Annotated in this window: 20 protein-coding genes; 7 read left to right on the forward strand and 13 right to left on the reverse strand. The window is 36.2% G+C overall.

Annotation, left to right across the window (positions count from 1 at the left end; translation table 11 throughout):
* The 3 genes from AAV97_RS02445 (at window position 1) to gltP (ending at window position 3,802) form a co-directional block, all read left to right on the forward strand.
* Window positions 1-1,134, forward strand: a complete 1,134-nt coding sequence (locus tag AAV97_RS02445; RefSeq protein ID WP_046759706.1) for an ABC transporter permease — start codon at window positions 1-3, stop codon at window positions 1,132-1,134.
* Window positions 1,127-2,242 carry an ABC transporter permease gene (locus AAV97_RS02450; protein WP_046759707.1) on the forward strand — a complete coding sequence of 372 codons (1,116 nt, stop codon included), beginning with the start codon at window positions 1,127-1,129 and terminating at the stop codon, window positions 2,240-2,242. The genes AAV97_RS02445 and AAV97_RS02450 overlap by 8 nt, the downstream gene beginning before the upstream one ends.
* Before the next feature lie 270 nt (window positions 2,243-2,512).
* Window positions 2,513-3,802: a glutamate/aspartate:proton symporter GltP gene (gene gltP, locus AAV97_RS02455; RefSeq protein ID WP_004824615.1), complete on the forward strand. Its 1,290-nt coding sequence runs from the start codon at window positions 2,513-2,515 to the stop codon at window positions 3,800-3,802.
* A gap of 537 nt (window positions 3,803-4,339) precedes the next feature.
* Here the strand turns inward: gltP and AAV97_RS02460 are convergent.
* The 8 genes from AAV97_RS02460 to AAV97_RS02490 all read right to left on the reverse strand — a co-directional run bounded on the left by AAV97_RS02460 (window position 4,340) and on the right by AAV97_RS02490 (window position 12,167).
* On the reverse strand, window positions 4,340-4,744 hold the full coding sequence (locus AAV97_RS02460; RefSeq protein ID WP_046759708.1) for a hypothetical protein: 405 nt from the start codon (window positions 4,742-4,744) through the stop codon (window positions 4,340-4,342).
* A 57-nt stretch (window positions 4,745-4,801) separates the two neighbouring features.
* Entirely contained in the window at window positions 4,802-5,215 is a 414-nt protein-coding gene (locus AAV97_RS02465) for a hypothetical protein (RefSeq protein WP_046759709.1), read from the reverse strand.
* Between the two features lie 3 nt (window positions 5,216-5,218).
* Entirely contained in the window at window positions 5,219-5,731 is a 513-nt protein-coding gene (locus tag AAV97_RS02470) for a hypothetical protein (protein WP_046759710.1), read from the reverse strand.
* Between the two features lie 232 nt (window positions 5,732-5,963).
* Complete coding sequence (locus AAV97_RS21530; RefSeq protein ID WP_265597202.1) at window positions 5,964-6,089, reverse strand: KGW motif small protein; 126 nt, start codon at window positions 6,087-6,089, stop codon at window positions 5,964-5,966.
* A 139-nt stretch (window positions 6,090-6,228) separates the two neighbouring features.
* Complete coding sequence (locus tag AAV97_RS02475; protein WP_228136498.1) at window positions 6,229-6,687, reverse strand: hypothetical protein; 459 nt, start codon at window positions 6,685-6,687, stop codon at window positions 6,229-6,231.
* Between the two features lie 106 nt (window positions 6,688-6,793).
* Window positions 6,794-10,627, reverse strand: coding sequence for a phosphoribosylformylglycinamidine synthase (gene purL, locus AAV97_RS02480; RefSeq protein WP_046759718.1), 3,834 nt, complete (start codon window positions 10,625-10,627; stop codon window positions 6,794-6,796).
* 185 nt (window positions 10,628-10,812) lie between these two features.
* Window positions 10,813-11,565: a hypothetical protein gene (locus tag AAV97_RS21595; protein WP_155769244.1), complete on the reverse strand. Its 753-nt coding sequence runs from the start codon at window positions 11,563-11,565 to the stop codon at window positions 10,813-10,815.
* A gap of 26 nt (window positions 11,566-11,591) precedes the next feature.
* A complete protein-coding gene (locus tag AAV97_RS02490; RefSeq protein WP_042086848.1) occupies window positions 11,592-12,167 on the reverse strand; it encodes a hypothetical protein in 576 nt (191 codons plus the stop codon).
* Between the two features lie 336 nt (window positions 12,168-12,503).
* Here AAV97_RS02490 and AAV97_RS02495 point away from each other — a divergent pair, with 336 nt between their 5' ends.
* The 4 genes from AAV97_RS02495 to ruvB are packed head-to-tail and all read left to right on the forward strand — an operon-like array spanning window position 12,504 to window position 16,154.
* Window positions 12,504-13,844, forward strand: a complete 1,341-nt coding sequence (locus AAV97_RS02495) for a deoxyguanosinetriphosphate triphosphohydrolase (RefSeq protein ID WP_046759713.1) — start codon at window positions 12,504-12,506, stop codon at window positions 13,842-13,844.
* Window positions 13,844-14,509 carry a hypothetical protein gene (locus tag AAV97_RS02500; RefSeq protein WP_009584539.1) on the forward strand — a complete coding sequence of 222 codons (666 nt, stop codon included), beginning with the start codon at window positions 13,844-13,846 and terminating at the stop codon, window positions 14,507-14,509. Before AAV97_RS02495 ends, AAV97_RS02500 begins: the two co-directional genes overlap by 1 nt.
* Before the next feature lie 23 nt (window positions 14,510-14,532).
* On the forward strand, window positions 14,533-15,135 hold the full coding sequence (gene ruvA, locus AAV97_RS02505) for a Holliday junction branch migration protein RuvA (protein ID WP_005032363.1): 603 nt from the start codon (window positions 14,533-14,535) through the stop codon (window positions 15,133-15,135).
* 17 nt (window positions 15,136-15,152) lie between these two features.
* On the forward strand, window positions 15,153-16,154 hold the full coding sequence (gene ruvB / locus AAV97_RS02510; protein WP_046759714.1) for a Holliday junction branch migration DNA helicase RuvB: 1,002 nt from the start codon (window positions 15,153-15,155) through the stop codon (window positions 16,152-16,154).
* A 157-nt stretch (window positions 16,155-16,311) separates the two neighbouring features.
* Here the strand turns inward: ruvB and AAV97_RS02515 are convergent, their stop codons facing one another.
* From AAV97_RS02515 to AAV97_RS02535, 5 genes are all read right to left on the reverse strand, one after another.
* Complete coding sequence (locus AAV97_RS02515) at window positions 16,312-18,501, reverse strand: TonB-dependent receptor domain-containing protein (RefSeq protein ID WP_046759715.1); 2,190 nt, start codon at window positions 18,499-18,501, stop codon at window positions 16,312-16,314.
* A 596-nt stretch (window positions 18,502-19,097) separates the two neighbouring features.
* Window positions 19,098-19,388, reverse strand: a complete 291-nt coding sequence (locus tag AAV97_RS02520) for a hypothetical protein (protein WP_004824633.1) — start codon at window positions 19,386-19,388, stop codon at window positions 19,098-19,100.
* A 58-nt stretch (window positions 19,389-19,446) separates the two neighbouring features.
* Window positions 19,447-19,824: a hypothetical protein gene (locus AAV97_RS02525; protein ID WP_005032367.1), complete on the reverse strand. Its 378-nt coding sequence runs from the start codon at window positions 19,822-19,824 to the stop codon at window positions 19,447-19,449.
* A 9-nt stretch (window positions 19,825-19,833) separates the two neighbouring features.
* On the reverse strand, window positions 19,834-20,367 hold the full coding sequence (locus tag AAV97_RS02530) for a hypothetical protein (protein WP_046759716.1): 534 nt from the start codon (window positions 20,365-20,367) through the stop codon (window positions 19,834-19,836).
* A complete protein-coding gene (locus AAV97_RS02535) occupies window positions 20,354-20,890 on the reverse strand; it encodes a PAAR domain-containing protein (RefSeq protein WP_046759717.1) in 537 nt (178 codons plus the stop codon). The genes AAV97_RS02530 and AAV97_RS02535 overlap by 14 nt, the downstream gene beginning before the upstream one ends.
* Window positions 20,891-21,572 lie beyond the last annotated feature (682 nt).

Genomic DNA, 21,572 nt, shown 5'->3' on the forward strand with positions numbered 1-21,572 from the left:
ATGTGGGCGAGCATGCGAAGAGAGCTTCGATATCTGTTTACACATAAGTGGGATTTATGCTTAGTCACACTCGCTCCTTTGTTTGTTATTGTTTTATTTAGTAGCATGTTTTATGCAGGCAAAGCAGAACATTTACCGATCGCCATTATTGATCAAGATCAAAGTGAGTTAAGTCGTAATATCGAGAAATATCTCAGTCACAACCACACACTTTCGATTCATACCGTTTCAAATGACCCAAATCAAGTTGAACATTTACTGAATCAAACCAAAATTTGGGGTTATGTACATATTCCTGTAGGTGCTGAACAAAGATTGGTACAAGCACAAGATGCGCAAATCAGCATTGCATTTAACCAGTCCTATTTCAGTATCGGAAATGGCATTTCATCTGCAATGTTACTCTCAACAGTTGAGGCAATCGGTGATTTTGCACAACACTCTTATTATCAAAACAAAATTCCTTATGCTGAAATCGCGACACCGAATGTTAAAATCTCACCATTATTTAATCCAAATCTGAGTTATGAGTTCTATCTAGAACCTTTTATGATTCCAGCAATTTTGCACCTCTTGCTTTGTTGTTGCGTTGCTTTTGCAGTTGGTCAAGAACTGAAATATGCAAGTGTTAGGCAATGGGTTCAAGGAAGATCTATCTTTACTGCATTACTGGCTAAAAATATGCTCTATGTATTGATCTTCTGTTTTTGGACATGGGTCTGGATGTTTTGGCTGGTTGAAATTCGAGGTTGGTTTATTGCTGGAAGTTTATGGATGATCTTGCTTGGACAATTTTTACTTTATACAGCTTATGCCCTAATCAGTAGCACAGTTGTACTTGCAACCAAAAATTTATCTAAAACCTTTGGCTTTATTGCAGTCTATGGCGGTTCTTCTTTGAGTTTTGCAGGTGTCACCCTGCCTTTGAATAATGCCCCTATCTTTACTCAGTTTTGGGCCAATATTATCCCTTATACACCTTATGCAAAATTACAAACTGAACAATGGGTCGTGGGCAGTCCCATTTTTATCTCGATGCTTCCTCTCGGAATTTTAACCATTTATTGTATTTTATATGGTGCAATCTCTACTTTGCTCCTCAAAAAAGTGGTTCAAGGGGCGCAATATGATTAATTTCTTTAAAGCACTCGCTCAACACTATTTTGCCACTTTTAAAAATATAGCGAAAAATTCGTCCATATTGACCACGATGATACTCTCGGTATTTTTTTATAGTTTTTTTTATCCTACTGCCTATAAAGCACAAACAGCAGAAAACTTACCGATCATTATTGTAGATGAAGAACAAAGCTTTCTCAGTCATGAAATTATTGTCGAAGTTTCTAAAAGCCCCAATGTAGCAATTACAGAAATTACGGGTAATTTTGAACATGCTAAACAAATGGTTCAACAACAAAAAGCCGATGGTATTTTATTGTTGCCTGAGAACTTGTCCAATAGTGTTGTACGGGGCGAAGAAGGCGGTATCGGTTTATATTTAAGTAGTGCTTATTTTCTTAAAACTAAACAAATTGGTTTAGGTCTAGCCACTTCGATTGAAAATACAATTGCAGAGCATGCAGAAAGGTTTGGGAAAATTTCACACTTTCAACCCTCAATTCCTGTTCATCAAATTCCACTATTTAATACTTTATCTGGATATGGCAGTTATATTTTTCCAGCAATTGCACCATTAATTATCCATCAGACCATCGTTTTAGGTTTATGCATGCTGCTTGCTGGTTATCGTGAACAATACTGGCGTGCTACCCTGCCTGAGTTTGTTGCGATTTATTTAGCCGCTTTAACCATCGGTTGTTTGGGTTGTTTTTATTTATTTGGTTTTACCTATTGGCTCAATGATTATCCACGAGGTGGAAACTTTTGGGGAATGCTATTTGCAGTACCTATATTTATTAGCTGTGTGATTGCAATGGCAATGGTTCTAGCAAGTTATCTGGATATTTCAGAACGGGCTGGACATGTTATTGTTTTTACATCAATTCCTTTATTTTTATTATCTGGCGCTGCTTGGCCTTTAGCCGCAATGCCGCATTGGATGCAAGCGTTTGCTCATATTTTACCATCCACACAAGGCATCAATTTGTTTATCCAACTCAATCAAATGGGTGTACCCACTTTCATCGTTATTCCTAAGTTGATCTATCTTGGATCGCTGTTTGCAATTTTGATGATATGGGCTTATCTCCGACTCAGCAAAAGACATAAACAAATAGAATGAATATGTAAAATATAATTTATATAATTAATAAAATTTCACAATAAAATCGAATAATTTAATCAAACTGAATTATTTTTAATCAATTGAACGCATTTTTAATAAAAATATTAGTATTACAGAGTCAAATAGCGTCAGAATACACCATTTTCAAAATACTCTGAATGTTCAGAATCTCCCACCCTAAAGTACCCACATACTTTAGCGGGATTTTTTTTTCATTTTTTTGATAGAGTTTTCTTTTCGCCAAAATCTGAATTTTAAGGGCTCAGTATGAAGAAAATGAGAATTAGCCTAGCTTGGCAAATTGTTATTGCGCTCTTCTTAGGTATCCTTGTTGGTGCATTCTTGCACAACTCTCCTGAACTTCGTAATGACATCGTTGCAAACTTTCTACAACCATTAGGTAAGATTTTTATTAATCTGATCAAAATGATTGTAATCCCACTTGTGCTTTCCATGCTGATTTTAGGGATTGCCAATGCAGGCGACAGTAAAAGTGTCGGTAAATTAGGTTTAAAAACCATTGTTTACTTTGAGATTATTACGACCGTCGCCATCATTGTGGGCTTAGTTGCTGCGAATGTATTCCAGCCAGGCGCAGGCATTGATATGTCTACACTGACAACTTCTGATATTTCTCAATATAAAGAAACGACACAGGAAGTCAGTCATGAAGCTCATGGTTTAGTGAATACCGTTCTTTCACTTATTCCACCGAATATCTTTGCTGCAATGAGCGATGGGCATATGTTGCCAATCATCTTCTTTGCAGTGATTTTTGGTATCGGTCTTGGATCATTATCTAAAGAAACCAAACAGCCTTTAATCGATGTATTAAAAGCTGTTTCTGAAACCATGTTTAAAGTAACGCATATGATCATGATGTTTGCACCGTTTGGTGTTTTCGGCTTGATCGCTGCTACTGTCGCAAACTTTGGTTTCAGTTCTTTATTGCCACTGATTAAACTGGCAGTATTGGTTTATGCAGCAATTCTATTCTTTATCTTTATCGTGCTTGGTTTTGTGGCTAAATTCTGTGGTTTCAGTATTTGGACAATTATCAAAATCTTAAAAGATGAATTGATACTTGCTTATTCGACTGCAAGCTCTGAAACCGTTTTACCTCGTATGATGGAAAAAATGGAAGCTTATGGTGCGCCTAAGTCAATCACCAGTTTCGTTGTACCGATTGGTTATTCATTTAACCTAGATGGTTCTACGCTTTACCAAAGTATTGCGGCAATCTTTATTGCTCAACTTTATGGTATTGATTTAACCATCACACAACAAATTGTTTTAGTGCTTACACTGATGATTACCTCTAAAGGGATCGCAGGTGTTCCAGGTGTGTCTTTCGTTGTGCTACTGGCAACATTGGGCAGTGTGGGTATTCCACTAGAAGGTTTGGCATTTATTGCGGGTATTGACCGTATCTTAGATATGGCACGTACAGTATTAAATGTAATTGGTAACGCACTTGCTGTTCTTGTAATCAGTAAATGGGAAGGCAAATTCGATACTGAAAAACAAAAATCTTATAATTTTGATGCCACACATTAATTTTTTAAGATGAAAAACCACCTCCGGGTGGTTTTTTTATGCATATAGTCAAACCGTCTAATGATTCATACAAGTACTTTGCGATCAATCATTGATATTCAATAACCTATATACTCCTTAGAAGATTTTGATCATTCATATATTTTGCCCTTTTGAATCATTGATGGTCTTGCTATCGTGAGGCGACATGAATGTCGCCATGTTGAGCGGGGGTATATGAGCAAAAAACAAAGGATTGCTTTGTTCGCAGCGCAAGACCCCTGTTAAACGCAAGATTTTTGTTACTTTTCATCTCTGAAAAGTAAAGTATCGCCTGCGCAAAACGGTTTAAACTTTGGAGGTAAAGCTTGGCAGTGCAAGCTTTAGGTCATCAAACAATATATCGATAGCATTCATTTTAGTGATCAAGAGAAATGATATTTTACTGTCTGAATTTTTCATCAAGTTGACTATATTTGTTAAATGCTTAGGAGAGAACAAGCTTTATTATGAGTTATTTACCTTTAAGTATGATAATCAGCATTAATATTTAACATCTTAGCACTGATAAGCATATTGTCTTAATGGTGTATTACCCTGCTTTAAAATAATTTTAATCTGCTCATTTTTAGTGACATCAATAAAATCTTGAGTAATATAGCCTTCTTTTGCCACACATAAATGCCAATCGTAAAACTGCACACCATGAATCATTAGACTTTCAACTTTCCATTGCGCTTGCTTTTCAAAGTTTACGACGCCTATTTGGTTGCTATACTTTTCATCGTATTGGTCATCTATTTTTGCTGGACGTACACTGGTCACTAAGACGACTTTTACATTAGGAATAGCGACTCCCCGTTCATTTACAACATTTACAGTCAGTTGCGGCTTTTGTGTTTTATAAACAGGAAAACATCCTGTTAAAAAGATGAAAAAGGGAATTAAAAAAAATTTGTCCATACATTGATCTTCCTTAAATTCGAAATATCTATTAAAAGACTGTTTCTTTATTGACAATTACCGCTCTACTCGACTTATATGAGTTGGACACTTTTGATTTACTTCAGAGTCTTGCAATTTTTCTAAATGGATCTCAAGATTACTTTGATCCTTAATCGTATGTGTTTGCAGTTTATGACCCTCTTTAGAGATACAAATTGACCAAAAATACTGTCTATTTGTTCCCATATTTAATGTCAGCGATTTTCTAATATCAAAATATGCCATCCCATTTTCAGTATATTGAGACTTATATGTTTGAGTCATCTTTCCATCTTTTAATATTGTTGTTAAAACGACATGGGCTTGATCGACTAATCTCCCATCTGAATCTTTTACAATCAGATTAATTTTAGGCTCTGTCATCACTATATATGGAAAACAACCAGTTAAAGCAATTATAAAAGTAATTAAAAATATAGCTCTATTCATGATTTAACTTGTATAACCACAGCTTAATTTTGAATTTCCTTGAGGTGTTTCATCTATAGCATTTTCGATATTCCATTCATCACCTACAACCTTACGTAAATGATAAAGTACTGTGGTTGGCTCCCCTCGAAATACAAAATAATAGCCCTTGTATTGCGTATTTGCCAATTGATGTTTTTGTAATGCAATTTTGATTAGTCGAACCCCAAAAACATCAGTATCAACCGCTAAATCATCCTGTTCAGTATGTGCTGTTTTATAATACTGATGACCTTGTATTCCCAGATAAGTATGCCCTCCAATCGTCATCATTTGTTTTGATTTATTTAATTTGACCTGCTTTGGTCCATTTGCGCTAAAGTCACGCAATAATCCCGCAATTTTGCTTTCAGGCTTTTGAAAAATCATGTCGCAATTCAAAGCTTTGATGTCAATTAATGATCCAATTTGAACGCCTTGAGCATGCGTAAATTGCCACCCAAAAAGTATTGAAATCGCAAAGATTATTCTTGTCATATCGAAATCCTATTTTATTTGCTCATTATTTTTTCAGCGCGATAAGCTTGTCTGATATTGAAAATAATATTATTTGTGAAAGTATAGCGTTAAATAATTTTTGAAATAAGATTAACTTTATAAATCATCATGTTTTTTATCATTTACATATACTTAGCATCATTTATAAAAATTATATGCAAAAAACCACAATCAAGTGGCTTTTGCGATTAAATGTGAATAAAAGTATTTTTTAAGCAATAAAATATGCGCTCAAAATAATCACTATTTGTAGCAGTAAAACTGCACCAAACCATTTCCATCCTTTTTGGCGAAGGATGACCTTTTCTGCTGTTGAATAATTTACTATTCTTATCATTTTATCACCTCATTCTTGCTACATGTTGGAACACCTTTGGGGCAAAACATTGGTCTTTTAATAGACAATTTATAACAAGCAAGAAATAAACCAACTCAAAAAATGTAACAAATTATCAATGCATTTATTGATGTTCACTCTAAGCTTCCCAGTAAAATTTTTTTTGTTCTAATGGCAATGAATCAATCAATTTTCTTTGTTGAATCCATTCAATGTGAGGACAACAATAGCCATCCAACTCAGCAATAAAATACTGACCTTTTTGATCTATAAGCTCGACTTGCACATAAAAATAATCCCCATATAACGTTGAGGGCTTTAAAAGATGATCACGATCGAAGTCAATTTTAATCATAGCCAAACTTAAATCAGTCAGAAATTTATGATGAATACTTAAATAATGAACTAAATGTTTAGAGAATTTTTGATGAACTTTCTCTAAAAAAACATCGTTAATATCATGGTGTTGATTCAACAATTTAAAAGTAAAGCTCGATGTATTTAAATGCTTTGCATGGCTATACAATACACCTATACCCCAGAACTTATCATAATCATGATAGCGATTGCTAAACTTATCCAAAATAACTCTTGTCACATCCAATAATCTTTTTTTCATTTTTCATACGTATTCAATATTTTCAAACATCATAAATTAAAAAAGCCCCTTACGGGGCTTTTACAATTCATTGGTATAGATCTAATTAACCAATAAACTTACGTGCATTACGGAACATACGTAACCATGCACCATCTTCTGTCCATTCCTCAGGTTTCCAAGAGTGTTGAACTGCACGGAAATTCCGTTCAGGATGTGGCATCATAATGGTGGCACGACCATCTTTTGAGGTTACACCAGAAATTGCTTCAGGCGAGCCATTCGGGTTCAATGGATACTGTTGAGTTACATTACCCAAGCTATCGACATAACGTAAAATAACTTGATTACCCGCATTGAGTGAAGCAAAGTTTTCCGCAGAAGTTTCTGCACGACCTTCACCATGTGCAACAGCAATAGGTAAAATAGAACCTTCCATACCTTCTAAAAGAATAGAAGGTGTTTTTTCAACTTTTACATTGACTACACGTGCTTCAAATACTTCTGAAGTATTACGACGGAAACGTGGCCAGTTGTCTGCACCTGGAATCAGTGGCGCAAGCTGTGCCAACATTTGGCAACCATTACAAATACCTACGGAGAAAGTATTGTCACGATTAAAGAATTTTTCAAATTGATCACGCAACTTCGTATTGAACAATACAGATTTAGCCCAACCACCACCTGCACCTAAAACGTCACCATAAGAGAAGCCACCGCAAGCAACCAAACCTTCAAAATCATCTAAATCAACACGACCTGAAAGTAAATCACTCATGTGGACATCAACAGTATTGAAGCCGACTTTATCAAATGCAGCAGCCATTTCCACATGACCGTTAACACCCTGTTCACGTAGAATCATCATGTTTGGACGACGTTCGTTGATATATGGCGCTTCAACAGGTTCATTTAAATCAAATGTTGGTAATGCGATTAAGCCTTTATGCTCACGGTCGCCAATCAATGCAAACTCAGAGTCAGCAGTTTCTACATTATCACGCAAACGCTGGATTTGATGAGAAACTTCAGTCCAAGCTTGTTGTAATTCAGCACGCTCTAGCACTAGACCATTGACAGTAAGCTGATCAGAATCGTTGACTGTACCGACTACAGCAATCGCATCTCTTAAGCTTGAGACTGCAACCTCATCAGCCAAAGTTGCCCAATCTGCTTGAGAAATTTGCAATACTGCACCGATTTCTTCAGCAAATAAGCTTTCATTCGTTTGGTTTTCAAGTGACACACCTAAGCGTGAAGCAAACATCATTTCAGCAACAGTTGCCAATAGACCACCATCACCAATGTCATGATAAGCCTTGATTAAACCACGGTTATTCCAGTCTTGTACTAAAGCAAAGAATGCTTTGAAATCGTCAAAACTGTCAACATCTGGCGTTACAGAACCAATTGCTTTATATACCTGAGCAAGAATCGAACCGCCTAAACGGAACTGACCTTTAGATAAATCAATACGGACTAAAACGGAATCTTCATTTTTCAATTCAGGGGTTAAAGTTTTACGTACATCTAATACAGGTGCAAATGCAGTGATGACACCTGACATTGGTGAAGTGACTGCTTTATCTTCACCTTGATCATTCCAAGTGGTACGCATAGACAGTGAGTCTTTACCAACAGGGATCGCAATACCCAAGGCAGGACACATTTCCATACCAATGGCTTTTACACCTTCAAATAATGCTTGATCTTCACCTTTTTGACCTGCTGCCGCCATCCAGTTTGCTGATAATTTAATATCGCTGATCTGTTCAATATTGGCACACATGATATTACTGATTGCTTCGGCAACTGCTAAACGTGCAGAAGCGGCAGGATTTAACAATGCGACTGGAGGACGCTCTCCCATTGCCATTGCTTCACCTGTATAACCTTGCAAACTGGTTGTGGTTACTGCGGCATCGGCAACAGGAACTTGCCAGCGACCCACCATTTGATCACGTGCAACCATACCTGTGATCGAACGGTCACCGATGGTAATTAGAAAAGATTTAGACGCAACAGTTGGATTTTTCAATACACGGAAAATTGCATCTTTCAAGTCAACTTTAGAAGCATCGAATGCATTGCCTTTACGTTCAATTGTTTCATATGAACGGCTCATACGTGGTGTACCACCAAGCATGACTTGCATTGGCATATCCACTGCTTTGTTATCAAACAATGGATCATTCACAGTAAGTTGACGTGCTTCTGTTGCTTCCCCTAATACTGCAAATGGGCAACGTTCACGTGCACAGATAGACTCAAACAATTCTAATGATTCTGGTTTGATTGCCAACACATAACGTTCTTGTGCTTCGTTTGACCAGATTTCCATTGGTGACATACCAGGTTCTAGTGATGGAATCTTACGAAGATCAAGAATTGCACCTAATTCATGGTCGTTGACCAATTCAGGCATTGCATTGGAAATACCGCCAGCACCAACATCATGCACAGATACGATCGGGTTAAAATCTTCCATTCTCCAACATGCATCGATCACTTCTTGACAACGACGTTCCATTTCTGGGTTTTCACGTTGAACCGAAGCAAAATCTAGGTTTTCACCCAATTTACCACTGTCTACAGAAGATGCTGCACCACCGCCTAAGCCGATCAGCATTGCAGGACCGCCTAAGACAATCAGTAAATCACCTGGTTGAATCGCATCTTTTTCGACATGATCAGGGCGAATGTTACCGTAACCGCCTGCAATCATGATCGGTTTATGGAAACCTTTTACTTCACCATTTACGTTTTGTTCAAAAGTACGGAAGTAACCATTAAGTGCGGGACGACCAAATTCATTATTGAATGCAGCACCACCCAATGGACCATCAATCATGATTTGAAGTGGTGAAGCCATACGTGATGGTTTACCGTAATTCTCTTCCCAAGGTTGTTCAAAACCCGGAATATTCAGGTTAGACACTGTAAAGCCTGTTAAACCAGCTTTTGGTTTACCACCACGACCAGTTGCACCTTCATCACGAATTTCACCACCTGAACCTGTTGCCGCGCCAGCAAATGGTGCGATTGCAGTTGGATGGTTATGGGTTTCCACTTTCATTAAGATGTGGGCAGCTTGGCTCTTATATTTATAAACATAGTGCCCAGTTGCTTCATCTTTTTTAGGATAAAAACGTTGCGTATCAAAACCAACAATCACCGATGCATTATCTTTATAGGCTGATAATACGTCTGTCGGAGATTCTTTATAGGTATTTTTAATCATTTGGAACAATGACAATGGTTGTTTTTCACCATCAATTGTCCATTCAGAACCAAAAATTTTGTGACGACAGTGTTCTGAGTTTGCTTGAGCAAACATCATCAACTCGATGTCGTGTGGGTTACGACCTAATTTATTAAATGCTGCTGTTAAATAATCAATTTCTTCATCTGATAATGCAAAACCGAATTCAGAATTTGCTTTAACCAGTGCATCTTTACCTTGACCTAAGATATCAATTGAGTTTAACGGCTTAGGTGCAGTTTCTGAGAACAATGCGGATGCATCATCAATTTTATTGAAAACGCTTTCTGTCATACGGTCATGTAAAACTTGTTTCACTTCTTCAGATACTTCAGAAATACCCTTTAAAGTAAACAAAACACCGCGTTCTAAGCGGTGTACAGGCGTATTACAATTGGCAAAAATATCGGTTGCCTTAGACGACCACGGCGAAATTGTACCGACACGTGGCGTGACTAAAATCTGTACTTCATCACTGGTTGCCTGATGTAGTTCAAACGATGCACCATCGTTTAAAAGCTGTAAAGCAGATTGCTGTTGTTGCTCGTTGAGCGCTTGGTCGAAAAGGTAAACCCATTGGCTTTCTATTGATTGAACAGAACTGATTGACGCAAGGCGTGTTAATAGTTGTGTTTGCTTAAAAGAAGAGTGTGCAGGTGCACCGGCAACGATAAACATGCTGTTTTTGGCTCCACGGGCAGGCTTTGGCAACCTACCTCAATGTGACTTGAAGAGAGCGCATATTCTACTGTGAAAGCAAGATTTCAGCTAGTCATATCCAACTTAAAAAAGACTGAAATCTTGCTTTTAAACATTCGATTTACTTTGACTTTCGTCTTTAAACATGATTCGTAACAATTGAATTATTGAGCACTATATGTGTAGTCCCCTGTTTTCGGATCTTCTTTTGCAATGATTCCACTTTTTTGATAAAAAACTTTTCCACATGAAATATCTGGTTCAATTTCTCCATCAATTGCATAGGACAATTCAACATTTACATGTCTTAAATCGGGATTTTTGGGCACAGAATCTATAAAAAATACATCTAAACTTTCCATGTTATAGCAAACATAAATTTTTTCAGGATGTGCGTTTTTATTCAGATCAATTGTATAAAGGTGGTCTGCTGTTTCTATCATTCGGTCTAATTTGAGGGCAACCGTATTCACTAGATCACCATCATGATCTATCGCATAAGCATATTTTGCTGTTTCATTTTGATAACCTTCATTGCAGTTTTTTATTGGTTGTCCAATTTTTACTTTGCTTGGCGTAATATCCTCTGCAGTAAATTTAGATTTTCCATTCAACATACTGCTCGGTATGATGCTCCAATACACTTTTCCTTGTGCATCTGGATCATCTGTCCAGATACAATTATTGGTTAGATGACCATCTGAGGTTTTCTGAAAAGCAAAAGTTGCAATCGGCTGATCTATAGTAACTTTAGGTTTTCTTGAATCATTTTTCTCTTCATGCTTTGCTTTTGGGTTGTCATACTGCTGCGTATTTTCTTTTATTGTCCCCTGTTTGTTTTCATGCGATTGACTACATGCTGTAAATAAAATAGCTGCTGTGTATAAAAATAATTTTTTTTCATGCTTTACTCTAATTACTCAATGATATTAAGTTAAATTTTTCACTGCTTATACGTGTAAACACCTGAATTTTCAACCATTGAAATTTTCCAGAAATTTAAGTTTTTTTGATTATGCATGGGTTTAGTGACGAATGCTCGATTTCCTAATTGATCCACAAAAGTATAATCTACTTGGTCTAATTGATAAGGTCGATCCCGGTCAGTTTGAATCAACTCCCATCCAGCATGATTAAATTTAGCAATAAAAATATCTTCAAATTGCTGTTGTGATAAATCTAAACTTGAAATTTCAAAGTGATAACGTTTATAAGTTGATTTTTGGTAGACCCATAGAAAATCATCATATTTTATCAATGGTAATTTTTCTGCAAAAATTAATTTTGATTGCCTGTAAAAATAATCAAAAATTTTAGGTGAGTTGCGAAGTCTCTCCTCTACAGTTACATCCGCATACTTCAAACGAGTTTTAGGTTCAAAGGAAGCTAAAAATTGTACGAATCCGTATAAAAATAATCCAATCACACCTATGATTGTTATTGCGAATACATTTGCTAGAAAACTCTCTAACAGTTGTTTCATTTCATCTTGTTGTTGTGGCTCTTTTGGGTTAACCAATTTGAACTCCTAAAAACGCAAGCTACTTTTATTTTATTTCCTAAATATATAAAATTAAAAATAAAATAAGTTGAACATATAAGACTAATGAATGCAAACATGTATAAAAGTTTAATTTCACACTATCAACGACAATTTCTATTTCCTCAAAGAACTTAAATACCAGCCCTGACCTAGCATTTGTGAAGTATCAACAGACTTCAAAAATTAGGGCGAAAAAAATTTGGAAAAACGCGCCCAAATATAAATATAGTGGGACAACTTATGTCGCCCGCCTCTAGTACATCTTTCATAAATTTGGCATCATACAATTAACGAAAAAATGATAAATGATAAATGACTCAAATGCGTTGGTTAGAACTTCTCTCAACTGTTCGTTTAGGAAGTAAGAAACAAAGTACAGAACAAGCACGAAGCCCTTTTCATAAAGACTATGACCGCATTATATTTTCACAAAGTTTTAGACAACTGAATCGTAAAACTCAAGTCCATCCACTGACTCAACACGATGGTATCCATACACGACTCACGCACTCTCTAGAAGTTTCATGTATTGGTCGTTCATTGGGTATGCTGGCAGCCGAAAAAATACAAAAAGAACTTCCAATCTGGATTTCCCCAGCCGATGTTGGCGCAATCATACAAGCAGCATGTTTAGCACATGATATTGGCAATCCACCTTTTGGGCATGCTGGTGAATATGCCATTCGTGAATGGTTTGACGATGCAGCACATACTGATTTTTTAAAAGACTTAAGTTCTGAACAACAAGCAGATGTTCGTCAGTTTGAGGGTAATGCGCAAGGATTACGTTTGCTGACCAAAATTGACTACCATCCTCATGATGGAGGAATGCGCTTAACTTACGCAACGTTAGGAGCTTACTTAAAGTATCCGTGGTTATCCCAAACCATAGAATCTCAAGGTAATACACCTGCTAGTAAACGGGCAAAATTTGGCTGTTATCAAGCTGAGAAAGAAATCCTCAAACAAATTGCAGACCAACTTGGCTTAATTCAATTAGGTGAATATCGCTGGTGTCGCCATCCTTTAACCTATTTATTAGAAGCAGCAGATGATATTTGTTATGCCTTAATTGATTTAGAGGATGGGATTATTCTCAACATGCTTTCTTATGAAGAAGTTGAACCTATTTTTCTTGATTTATTAGGAGATTTTGGTGTTCCTGCTGAATTAAATATGCCCTACACCACTTGGCAACAAAAGATTGCAGCATTACGTGGTCGTGTGATGAAACGTTTAGTTGAAGAAGTCACGACTGCTTTTGCAAAGCAACATTTCCAAATTATATCAGGACAACTCAAAGACTCTTTATTGCAATACTGTTCTGAAGATATTGAACTGGGAATAGATCGTGCCAAAAACCTCGCTCGTGAAAAGATCTTTGAACATCCACAAAAGTCAGGGTTGGAAATTATTGCACATCAAAGCCTGCAACATATCTTAGATGCATTTATTCCACTGACCACACCACATAAAACTTTAAGTTTTAAAGATGGTCGCTTGATGTCCATTTTAGAACGTTTTGGCGCACGCTTTAGTGATAATCACTATGACAATATTATGCAAGTTCTTGATATTGTCAGTAAGTTTTCAGATCACCAAGCCTATAATTTGGCGCAAGAACTTCAAGGGAATAAGGTAGGGTTTTTCTGATGACATCACGCTATATTGATGATGGGGTGTATAAATCTCAGTTTATTTTTGCCGATCAATGGGTGCATTGCCCTGACTGCGAAACCCCAGGAATCATCCATTATCAAAAGTTAGACAAAACAACGTTCAGTTGTGAATGCACTTCGCATTTTGTATTTACGTGTCGTAAATGCAACCGTCACTTAGACAGTCATTCTAAAGAATACAATAAAGAATTTAATGGTCATTACTATGTTTATGTTACCGAACGCTGTCATTTTTGTGGTGGAACTCAACTCAGTGTAAACCAGAAAATATATCATCTTAAAAATCCAGTGACACATGTAAAGGCAATTTGTCCTATATGCAATAAGACTTCTCAACTCAGCGTAAAACCACGAGATATCGACTATGCCAACGCAAATCGACTTAAGCATACGCAATTTGGGCTTAAACTGTATTTGACTGCGCATACCCGACTTGGCAATCTCTACATACACAATCCTGAGCATTTACAAGTACTCAAATCCTTTATTCTCGCTGATTTACGTGAAAGAACACAAAATACAGGAAATTCCAGTTATTTTTCTCGCTTACCTGCTTGGATAAAATCTGCACGAAATCGTAAAGAAATCCTCAAAGCAATTTTGCGTTTAGAGCAAATGGCATCTACTATTCAACCATGAACAAAATTAAGTGAACCAATGCAATGATCGGATGTCTTATCGGTGAAGTCTTCGCTTTAGAAGCACCAACAGTACTTTTAAATGTTAATGGAGTGGGCTATGAAATTGACACCCCACTTTCAACATTTTGCCAACTGCAAAAAGGACAACAGGTCACCTTATGGACGCATTTAGCTGTTCGTGAAGATGCTCAATTGTTATATGGCTTTTCAAACGCGCAAGAAAAAACCATTTTTCGTACCCTACTCAAAGTAAACGGTGTGGGTCCTAAAATGGCTTTGGGTATTCTTTCTACCTTAAGTGTAGAAATGTTAGTGCATACTGTTGAAAATGGTGACGTCAAAACTTTGGTTAAAGTTCCAGGTGTCGGTACCAAAACAGCGGAACGCTTAATGATTGAACTTCGTGATCGTTTTAAGGCATTTTCGACAGGCAGCACTTCAAATAACTCGACTACAGCTCAAATACAATTTACAGGTAATTCTGCTGTTGCTGAAGCTGAAGCAGCATTACAATCGTTAGGTTATAAACCTTTAGAAGCACAAAAACTGATTAATGCCGTGAAAGCAGACTATACTGAAGCAAGCGACATCATCCGTGCTGCACTCAAATCCATGAATAAATAAGACAGATCAAAATACTCATGCAAGACCGTTTAATTAGTGGGACTGAAAAACCTGAAGATCATTTTGATCGTGCCATACGCCCAACATCATTGGATGACTACATCGGTCAGCCTGTAGTCCGTGAGCAAATGGAAATCTTTATTGGCGCTGCACGTGGTCGTGGTGAAGCACTTGATCATACTTTGATATTTGGTCCACCGGGTTTAGGTAAAACCACTTTAGCCAATATCATCGCACGTGAAATGGAAGGTAATCTAAAATCAACCTCTGGTCCTGTTTTGGAGCGCGCAGGTGATTTGGCAGCCATGCTGACCAATCTTGAAGAAGGCGATGTGCTCTTTATTGATGAAATTCATCGCCTTTCGCCTGTAATTGAAGAAATCCTTTATCCTGCCATGGAAGATTATCAGCTTGATATTATGATCGGTGAAGGTCCAGCCGCACGTTCGATTAAGCTGGATTTACCACCATTTACCTTGGTTGCCGCAACAACTCGAGCAGGTCTACTCACCTCTCCATTACGTGATCGTTTTGGGATTGTGCAACGTCTTGAGTTCTATTCCGTTGAAGATTTAACCCACATTGTGGCTCGTTCAGCACATTTAATGGATGTGCCTACTACACCTGATGGTGCAAAAGAGATCGCTCGAAGAGCACGTGGAACACCTCGTATTGCCAACCGTTTATTACGTCGTGTGCGAGACTATGCACAAGTCAAAGGAACAGGTGAAGTCACTCAAGAAATGGCGCAACGTGCCTTAGATATGCTGAATGTCGATAAAGATGGGTTAGATACACTCGACCGTCGTTATTTGTCGATGTTATTAGAACGCTTTGATGGTGGTCCAGCAGGTGTTGAAGCTTTAGCCGCTGCCATGGCTGAAGATTCTGGTACTTTAGAAGATGTGATTGAACCTTATTTGATTCAGCAAGGCTATGCGATGCGTACAGCACGCGGACGTATTGCGACTAATCAAGCTTATTTGCAATTTGGTATGACGCCCCCCGAATCCAAGTAAGTTAGATCGGGAATATTAAATATTCCCGATCCCTATTGATGGTTTTGTATCCATCAAGATAAAAATTCTTTTTATTAATTTTAAATACAAAAAATCAATGCTTTAATTTATAAAATATCGAAACTCTATCAGGATAAAGTTTCGATATATGCTCATGCTAGAATTTAAAGGTAGTACTCAATTGAACTCGACGACCTTCTTGCGTGTTGCTGTACTGATTATAATAAAGTGAACCTACTTTTTGATAATCGATAAAGTTTTTATCAAATACATTGTATAAGCCTACTCCGATATCCAACTTCTCATTTACATTAAAGTTTGATCCTACGTGCATTAAAGCATAGGCTTTAAAATCACCGAGGGCATCATATACCCCCTTTTCGGTTGCTGTTAAATTATTATAGCTAGACGTATAACGCGCACGTTCACTTCGGTATTCACCCCTCGCCCATAATTGAATTTTATCATCGGCTTGCCATTTCATTGATGCATTCACAATATGTTTAGGCGTATCGTTTAAAGGTGGATTTCCCAGTGCTTTATCCTGAATTTCCGTTTCAGTCCATGTATAGTTCAATCCCAATTTCCAAGTCGGCACGAACTCCCAATTCAATCCTGTTTCGATACCATAGATGTTAGCTTTTTGTGCATTAATTGGACGCCTAACACTCCAAGCACGAGTGCCAGTGTCGCCAGATTGCATTAACCATGGCGTACCAATGCTTGACATATATTCTTCACAAGACTTTTTATCAGCAATATTCTTGGCATCACAGGTTCTTTCGATAGGTCCATTGACTATTTTGTCTTTCACTTGACTATAAAATGTAGTGATATTGGCATCAAAATTGGACTCATTCGTAAAATAAGTACCGAACTCGAGGTTACGGCTTGTTTCCGGCTTTAAATTTGGATTACCAAAAAGTGGCGTTCGTCCTTGCCCACCAACATTATAAATCCCATTGGTTAGACGTTCTAAGCGAGGTGCTTTATATCCCTCACTATAGCCACCTTTAAGGGTCCAATTATCATTTGCATTCCACACCAAATAGGTTCTAGGTGTCCAAAAGGAGCCAAAGGTATCATGATTATCAAAACGCAAACCCGTTGTGAGAGCCAAACTTGGAGTAAGTGCCCATGTATCTTCTGCAAAAACACCAATCTGTTTAAAAGAAACCTCTTTATTTACCCTTAATCCATCTTTAATACTGGCATCCCACCACTGTCCACCCAAAGTAATGTTATGGGCATCAAAATATTGACTAGCAAATTTTATATCAAAAATCGTATCTTTACTTTCAAGAAGACGCGGGTTAATTACAGTTGATCCCACTTGAGCACGTGCAGGAATAAGTCGACCTATTGTTTCTGTCTGTGTATTACTAATACTCGAATCTAAGGTCCCAATATCATTGCGCCATGTATGCGCAAGTACAATTCGATCTCGATTATATTCTTGAGCTTTGTCATAGCCTCCATTTGCACCCAATGTGCCCAATTGAGCTTTACTGTTGTCATACCATTGCTCAGTTTTTTCATACTCTAAGTAAAGATCATGCTGTTTTGTTGGTGTCAGTGCTAAACGAGCACCAACAGTATCAATCGCTGATTTGGTCGGATTATCTCCTCTATCAAGTATTACAGCATTATCACTTTGGTCGAGATAACCGACATTGGACTGAGCTCGTCTAGCTGTTCGTGTACGAAGCTGCAACCCCAACAAATCTTTAATAATTGGACTTGTTATAAAAGAATCTACAGCACGTTGATTACCAAAATTAGAACTGTTTGGCAGTAAAGTTGCCTCTATGGTCGAACTACCTGTCCATTCATTGGATACTTTTTTAGTAATGATATTGACAACCCCTCCCATTGCATCAGAACCATAAAGTGTAGAAGCAGGTCCTCGAATCACCTCAATCCGTTCAATTGCTGAAATCGGTGGGATAAAACTATTGTTGGATTCACCGAATCCATTGGGAGTAATATCTCCTGTACTGTTTTGACGGCGACCATCGATTAGCACCAAAGAATATTCAGCATCCATTCCTCGAATTCGAATATTCAGTCCCCCTGTTTTTCCAGCTTGAGGGCTAATATCAACACCTTCAATATCGACTAACGCGTCTGCAATAGAGTTTATACGTTTATCTTTTAAATCTTTTTCGGTAATCACCGTAATACTGGCTGGTGCATCTTTTAACTTTTGCTCGTAGCCTGCAGCTGAAACAACAATAGTGGCAAGTTGTTGAGCAGAATTCACTTCTGCATTGTTATTTGCATAGACTGTGCTTGTTGTAATACCTAAAAGCGCTATCGAAACAGGACGAAGATTAAACTTTCTCATACATAAAATTCCATGGGATGGACGAGATCAGATTTGAAAAATATGCAAACATAAATAATAAGTATTCTCATTTACATCAAAGCCGTACAAAACTTATCAGAAATAGTGAAGAATTAATACATTTAAAATTAAATATTACTTAAATGTAATTTTCAGAATCATAAATAGACTGCAATCAATGCTTATCTTTCTTATTATCTACAACAGATCATATTCCAAGTTATGACAGCTTGATGAGCAATAGCCTCATCACGCTTATAACAGCGATTTAATAACCAATGTCGCTTGATGACTTGATGAATTGCCAACTTGCTCCATGGGATTCAATTCTGGGAATAGGGAGGTAATTTTAATCAGATAACATTGTCTTAATTGAGTGAAGGTTGATGCTTGATGATCCACCAAAAAAAAATTTTAACAGCCCATATTTAGGCTGGATATACTATTAAATTTATGTTGTGCTTGAGTGTTAGGCTCGCTGTATTTTTTATGGAGATACCATAAAAAATCATTGCAGAAACTGAGCTATTATGCTCTTCTTCAATAATCATTAAGATTTTTTTTTCATTATTCACTTTTTCAAAACAGTGAAAAGCCTATCTATGTCCTAATTCAGGTTGCTCACGTTCAATCCATTTCTGATAGCTAATACTGATATTAAAAAAATTCATACCGACCGCAAGCCCTATAGATAACAAACTAATTGATATTGCTTTTGTGTTTCTGAGCAATAGTGATAATGCAAATAAAACAACCGATGAGCCTACAAAAAACATATCTATAGATATGGCATAGTGATTATTTCTTGTCATAAATGAAAGTATATAAACTAAAAATATACCAAACAGATTTAAAGTAGAAAGCCAAAATAATATTTTTAATTTCATGAAATTACTTCTTTTTCTCAACAATTAAGGCAGGGATTTTTTCAGCACCAAAGAAGTATTAAAACTTATACTTTTTCTTTAATAAAATTTCTATGATTAAAACTATGGGAGTCGTTATATAAAGCTTTAAAATTACAATTAAATATCCCATTACTAACGCATAATCAATAGGTCTTAACTCCATCTCAGGTTTATTAAATTTAAGAACAATCAAGGTAATAAAAAAACTAGAAATAAAAATTGATAAGAATGCTTTAACTGAGAAATATTTAATGAAATTACCCATAAAAAATAATATGTTTGAACAAATAAAAACAAGAAGTATATATATAAAAAAATTTTCTTTAATTAACGCCCTATCTATAAAATTGTATGAAAAAATAAAACCTATAAGTAGTTGAGTATTTAAAACAATATAACTTACATATTTATTCATAAGCAGACCCTAATTTCCTGTTATGATTTTTAAAGGTTTTGAAATTTTATCCATTTCCTTTTTTAAATTAGAAGGAAGAAAAATACCAGATGGTATATTCTTAAAAATACCAACTCCAGATATTGCACCAGAGGTACATTGAGTACAATTTAAAACTGGTCCACAGCCAACTTGATTTAGAATATTTTCTTCAATTTGATAGAACTCTTTTCTAGATACATAAAATGAATACAAATAAACTCTCTCACCATTAATTAACTGATATTCAAGATATTTTTTAAAAACGTCATGCTGTTTACCTAAGTCATCAACAGGGAATAATCCTAAAGATCCTCCCGAAATACCAGGATAATGAAAGCTACCATTAGGGTCATAAATTTCAAATGTATTTGGTCCTATCAATAACATCCCAGCATGTGTCCCAAGGATAACTGTATTGTCATTGACCATAATGGTTATTCTATAGTTTGTTTTAATCGCTATTTTAACTGGGGCTTTAGCTCCTGTTCCTGACATTGTAAGTGTTTTATTAAAAATGTTCATCTAAAAAATCATCTAAGTTAAAGAAATTATTAACAATCTCTATTTTAAGTTTTTCAGCACGATTAGTATTTTGTAGTGATGATATTAAACCATTCTCATCAGTAACCCCCTCTTCTATACGTCCGTTCTCTCTATGTATCTTGTAGGGCATATTTGCAATAATGCTACTTGTTTCCACATCAATCAGCATAAATTCATCAGAAAAAAGCTGTTCATTCATCAATTGTATTATTTTCATTATTGAACTATTTTGCAGACCTCTACAACGAACAGCCAAATCAGATATTTTTATGTATTTAGCCCCACAAGTTGAAGTATCACCAGCCACAATAAGATTGCGACCATTAATTTGTATAAATCCTCTTTGTGTTGCAATAGCCTTAGATAAAACCTTACATTTTGGGCAATAATGTGTCATTCCTTCAAGATGAACCCCCTTGCCTTCAACGATCCAAGAATCATCACCTTCGAGAATTCGCCCACCATGGTCAGTAAAGCAATCTTTTGTTATAAATGCTTGCATCTTTGATTACCTTAAAATAAATAATTGAAATTACTAAATTTAAAACTTATTTTCTTTTTATAAAAATACCTAAAAGCGCAATTGTATTTGGTCAAAGATTAAAATTTGTCATACATAAAATTCCATGAGATTGACGAGATCAGATTTGAGAAATATGCAAAAAAAAATAATAAGAATTCTCATTTCCATCAAAACTATACAAAAATTATCAGAAATAGTGAAGAATTAATACATTTAAAATTTAATATTACTTAAATGTAATTTAAGTAATGAACAAAAACTTCTTATTTATTTGAGAAATCAATCGACTTTATATAAATGATCTTTATTTATGGAACTTGAAGGATCAGATGGATATATGAACAGCTCCTATTGTTAATTTAAAGTATCTCAAATATAGTTCACAATATAATCAAGGCAGAATAATTAACATTTTATAAAGGGCTTAACATGAAATATTTATGTGTTTTATTAATAGTTATAGCTTCAAGTGCAATTGCAGCTAATTTTAAAAAATGATATGTCCTATTTGGTCGGTAAGCACCCTTATACAGCCATTCAAAACAAACTTGCTTTACAAGCTCTTCCAAATAACATTCCCAAAAAAGACTTCCAAAAGCTTAAAGATAGACTGTCTGTAGGTGCAAAGGTTACAACAGATGGGTAATCCCCCCTCAAAATA

Source organism: Acinetobacter sp. Ag2 (assembly GCF_001005515.1).
Taxonomy (GTDB): Bacteria; Pseudomonadota; Gammaproteobacteria; order Pseudomonadales; family Moraxellaceae; genus Acinetobacter; species Acinetobacter bereziniae.

Coding starts and splice junctions, on each gene's coding strand:
- AAV97_RS02450 (WP_046759707.1), top strand. CDS start 1,127: ATGATTAATTTCTTTAAAGCACTCGCTCAACACTATTTTGCCACTTTT.
- AAV97_RS02535 (WP_046759717.1), bottom strand. CDS start 20,890: ATGCAAGCATTTATAACAAAAGATTGCTTTACTGACCATGGTGGGCGA.
- AAV97_RS02530 (WP_046759716.1), bottom strand. CDS start 20,367: ATGAACATTTTTAATAAAACACTTACAATGTCAGGAACAGGAGCTAAA.
- ruvB (WP_046759714.1), top strand. CDS start 15,153: ATGCAAGACCGTTTAATTAGTGGGACTGAAAAACCTGAAGATCATTTT.
- AAV97_RS02500 (WP_009584539.1), top strand. CDS start 13,844: ATGACATCACGCTATATTGATGATGGGGTGTATAAATCTCAGTTTATT.
- AAV97_RS02520 (WP_004824633.1), bottom strand. CDS start 19,388: ATGAAATTAAAAATATTATTTTGGCTTTCTACTTTAAATCTGTTTGGT.
- ruvA (WP_005032363.1), top strand. CDS start 14,533: ATGATCGGATGTCTTATCGGTGAAGTCTTCGCTTTAGAAGCACCAACA.
- AAV97_RS02495 (WP_046759713.1), top strand. CDS start 12,504: ATGACTCAAATGCGTTGGTTAGAACTTCTCTCAACTGTTCGTTTAGGA.
- AAV97_RS02515 (WP_046759715.1), bottom strand. CDS start 18,501: ATGAGAAAGTTTAATCTTCGTCCTGTTTCGATAGCGCTTTTAGGTATT.
- gltP (WP_004824615.1), top strand. CDS start 2,513: ATGAAGAAAATGAGAATTAGCCTAGCTTGGCAAATTGTTATTGCGCTC.
- AAV97_RS02470 (WP_046759710.1), bottom strand. CDS start 5,731: ATGACAAGAATAATCTTTGCGATTTCAATACTTTTTGGGTGGCAATTT.
- AAV97_RS02445 (WP_046759706.1), top strand. CDS start 1: ATGTGGGCGAGCATGCGAAGAGAGCTTCGATATCTGTTTACACATAAG.
- AAV97_RS02465 (WP_046759709.1), bottom strand. CDS start 5,215: ATGAATAGAGCTATATTTTTAATTACTTTTATAATTGCTTTAACTGGT.
- AAV97_RS02525 (WP_005032367.1), bottom strand. CDS start 19,824: ATGAATAAATATGTAAGTTATATTGTTTTAAATACTCAACTACTTATA.
- purL (WP_046759718.1), bottom strand. CDS start 10,627: ATGTTTATCGTTGCCGGTGCACCTGCACACTCTTCTTTTAAGCAAACA.
- AAV97_RS21530 (WP_265597202.1), bottom strand. CDS start 6,089: ATGATAAGAATAGTAAATTATTCAACAGCAGAAAAGGTCATCCTTCGC.
- AAV97_RS02460 (WP_046759708.1), bottom strand. CDS start 4,744: ATGGACAAATTTTTTTTAATTCCCTTTTTCATCTTTTTAACAGGATGT.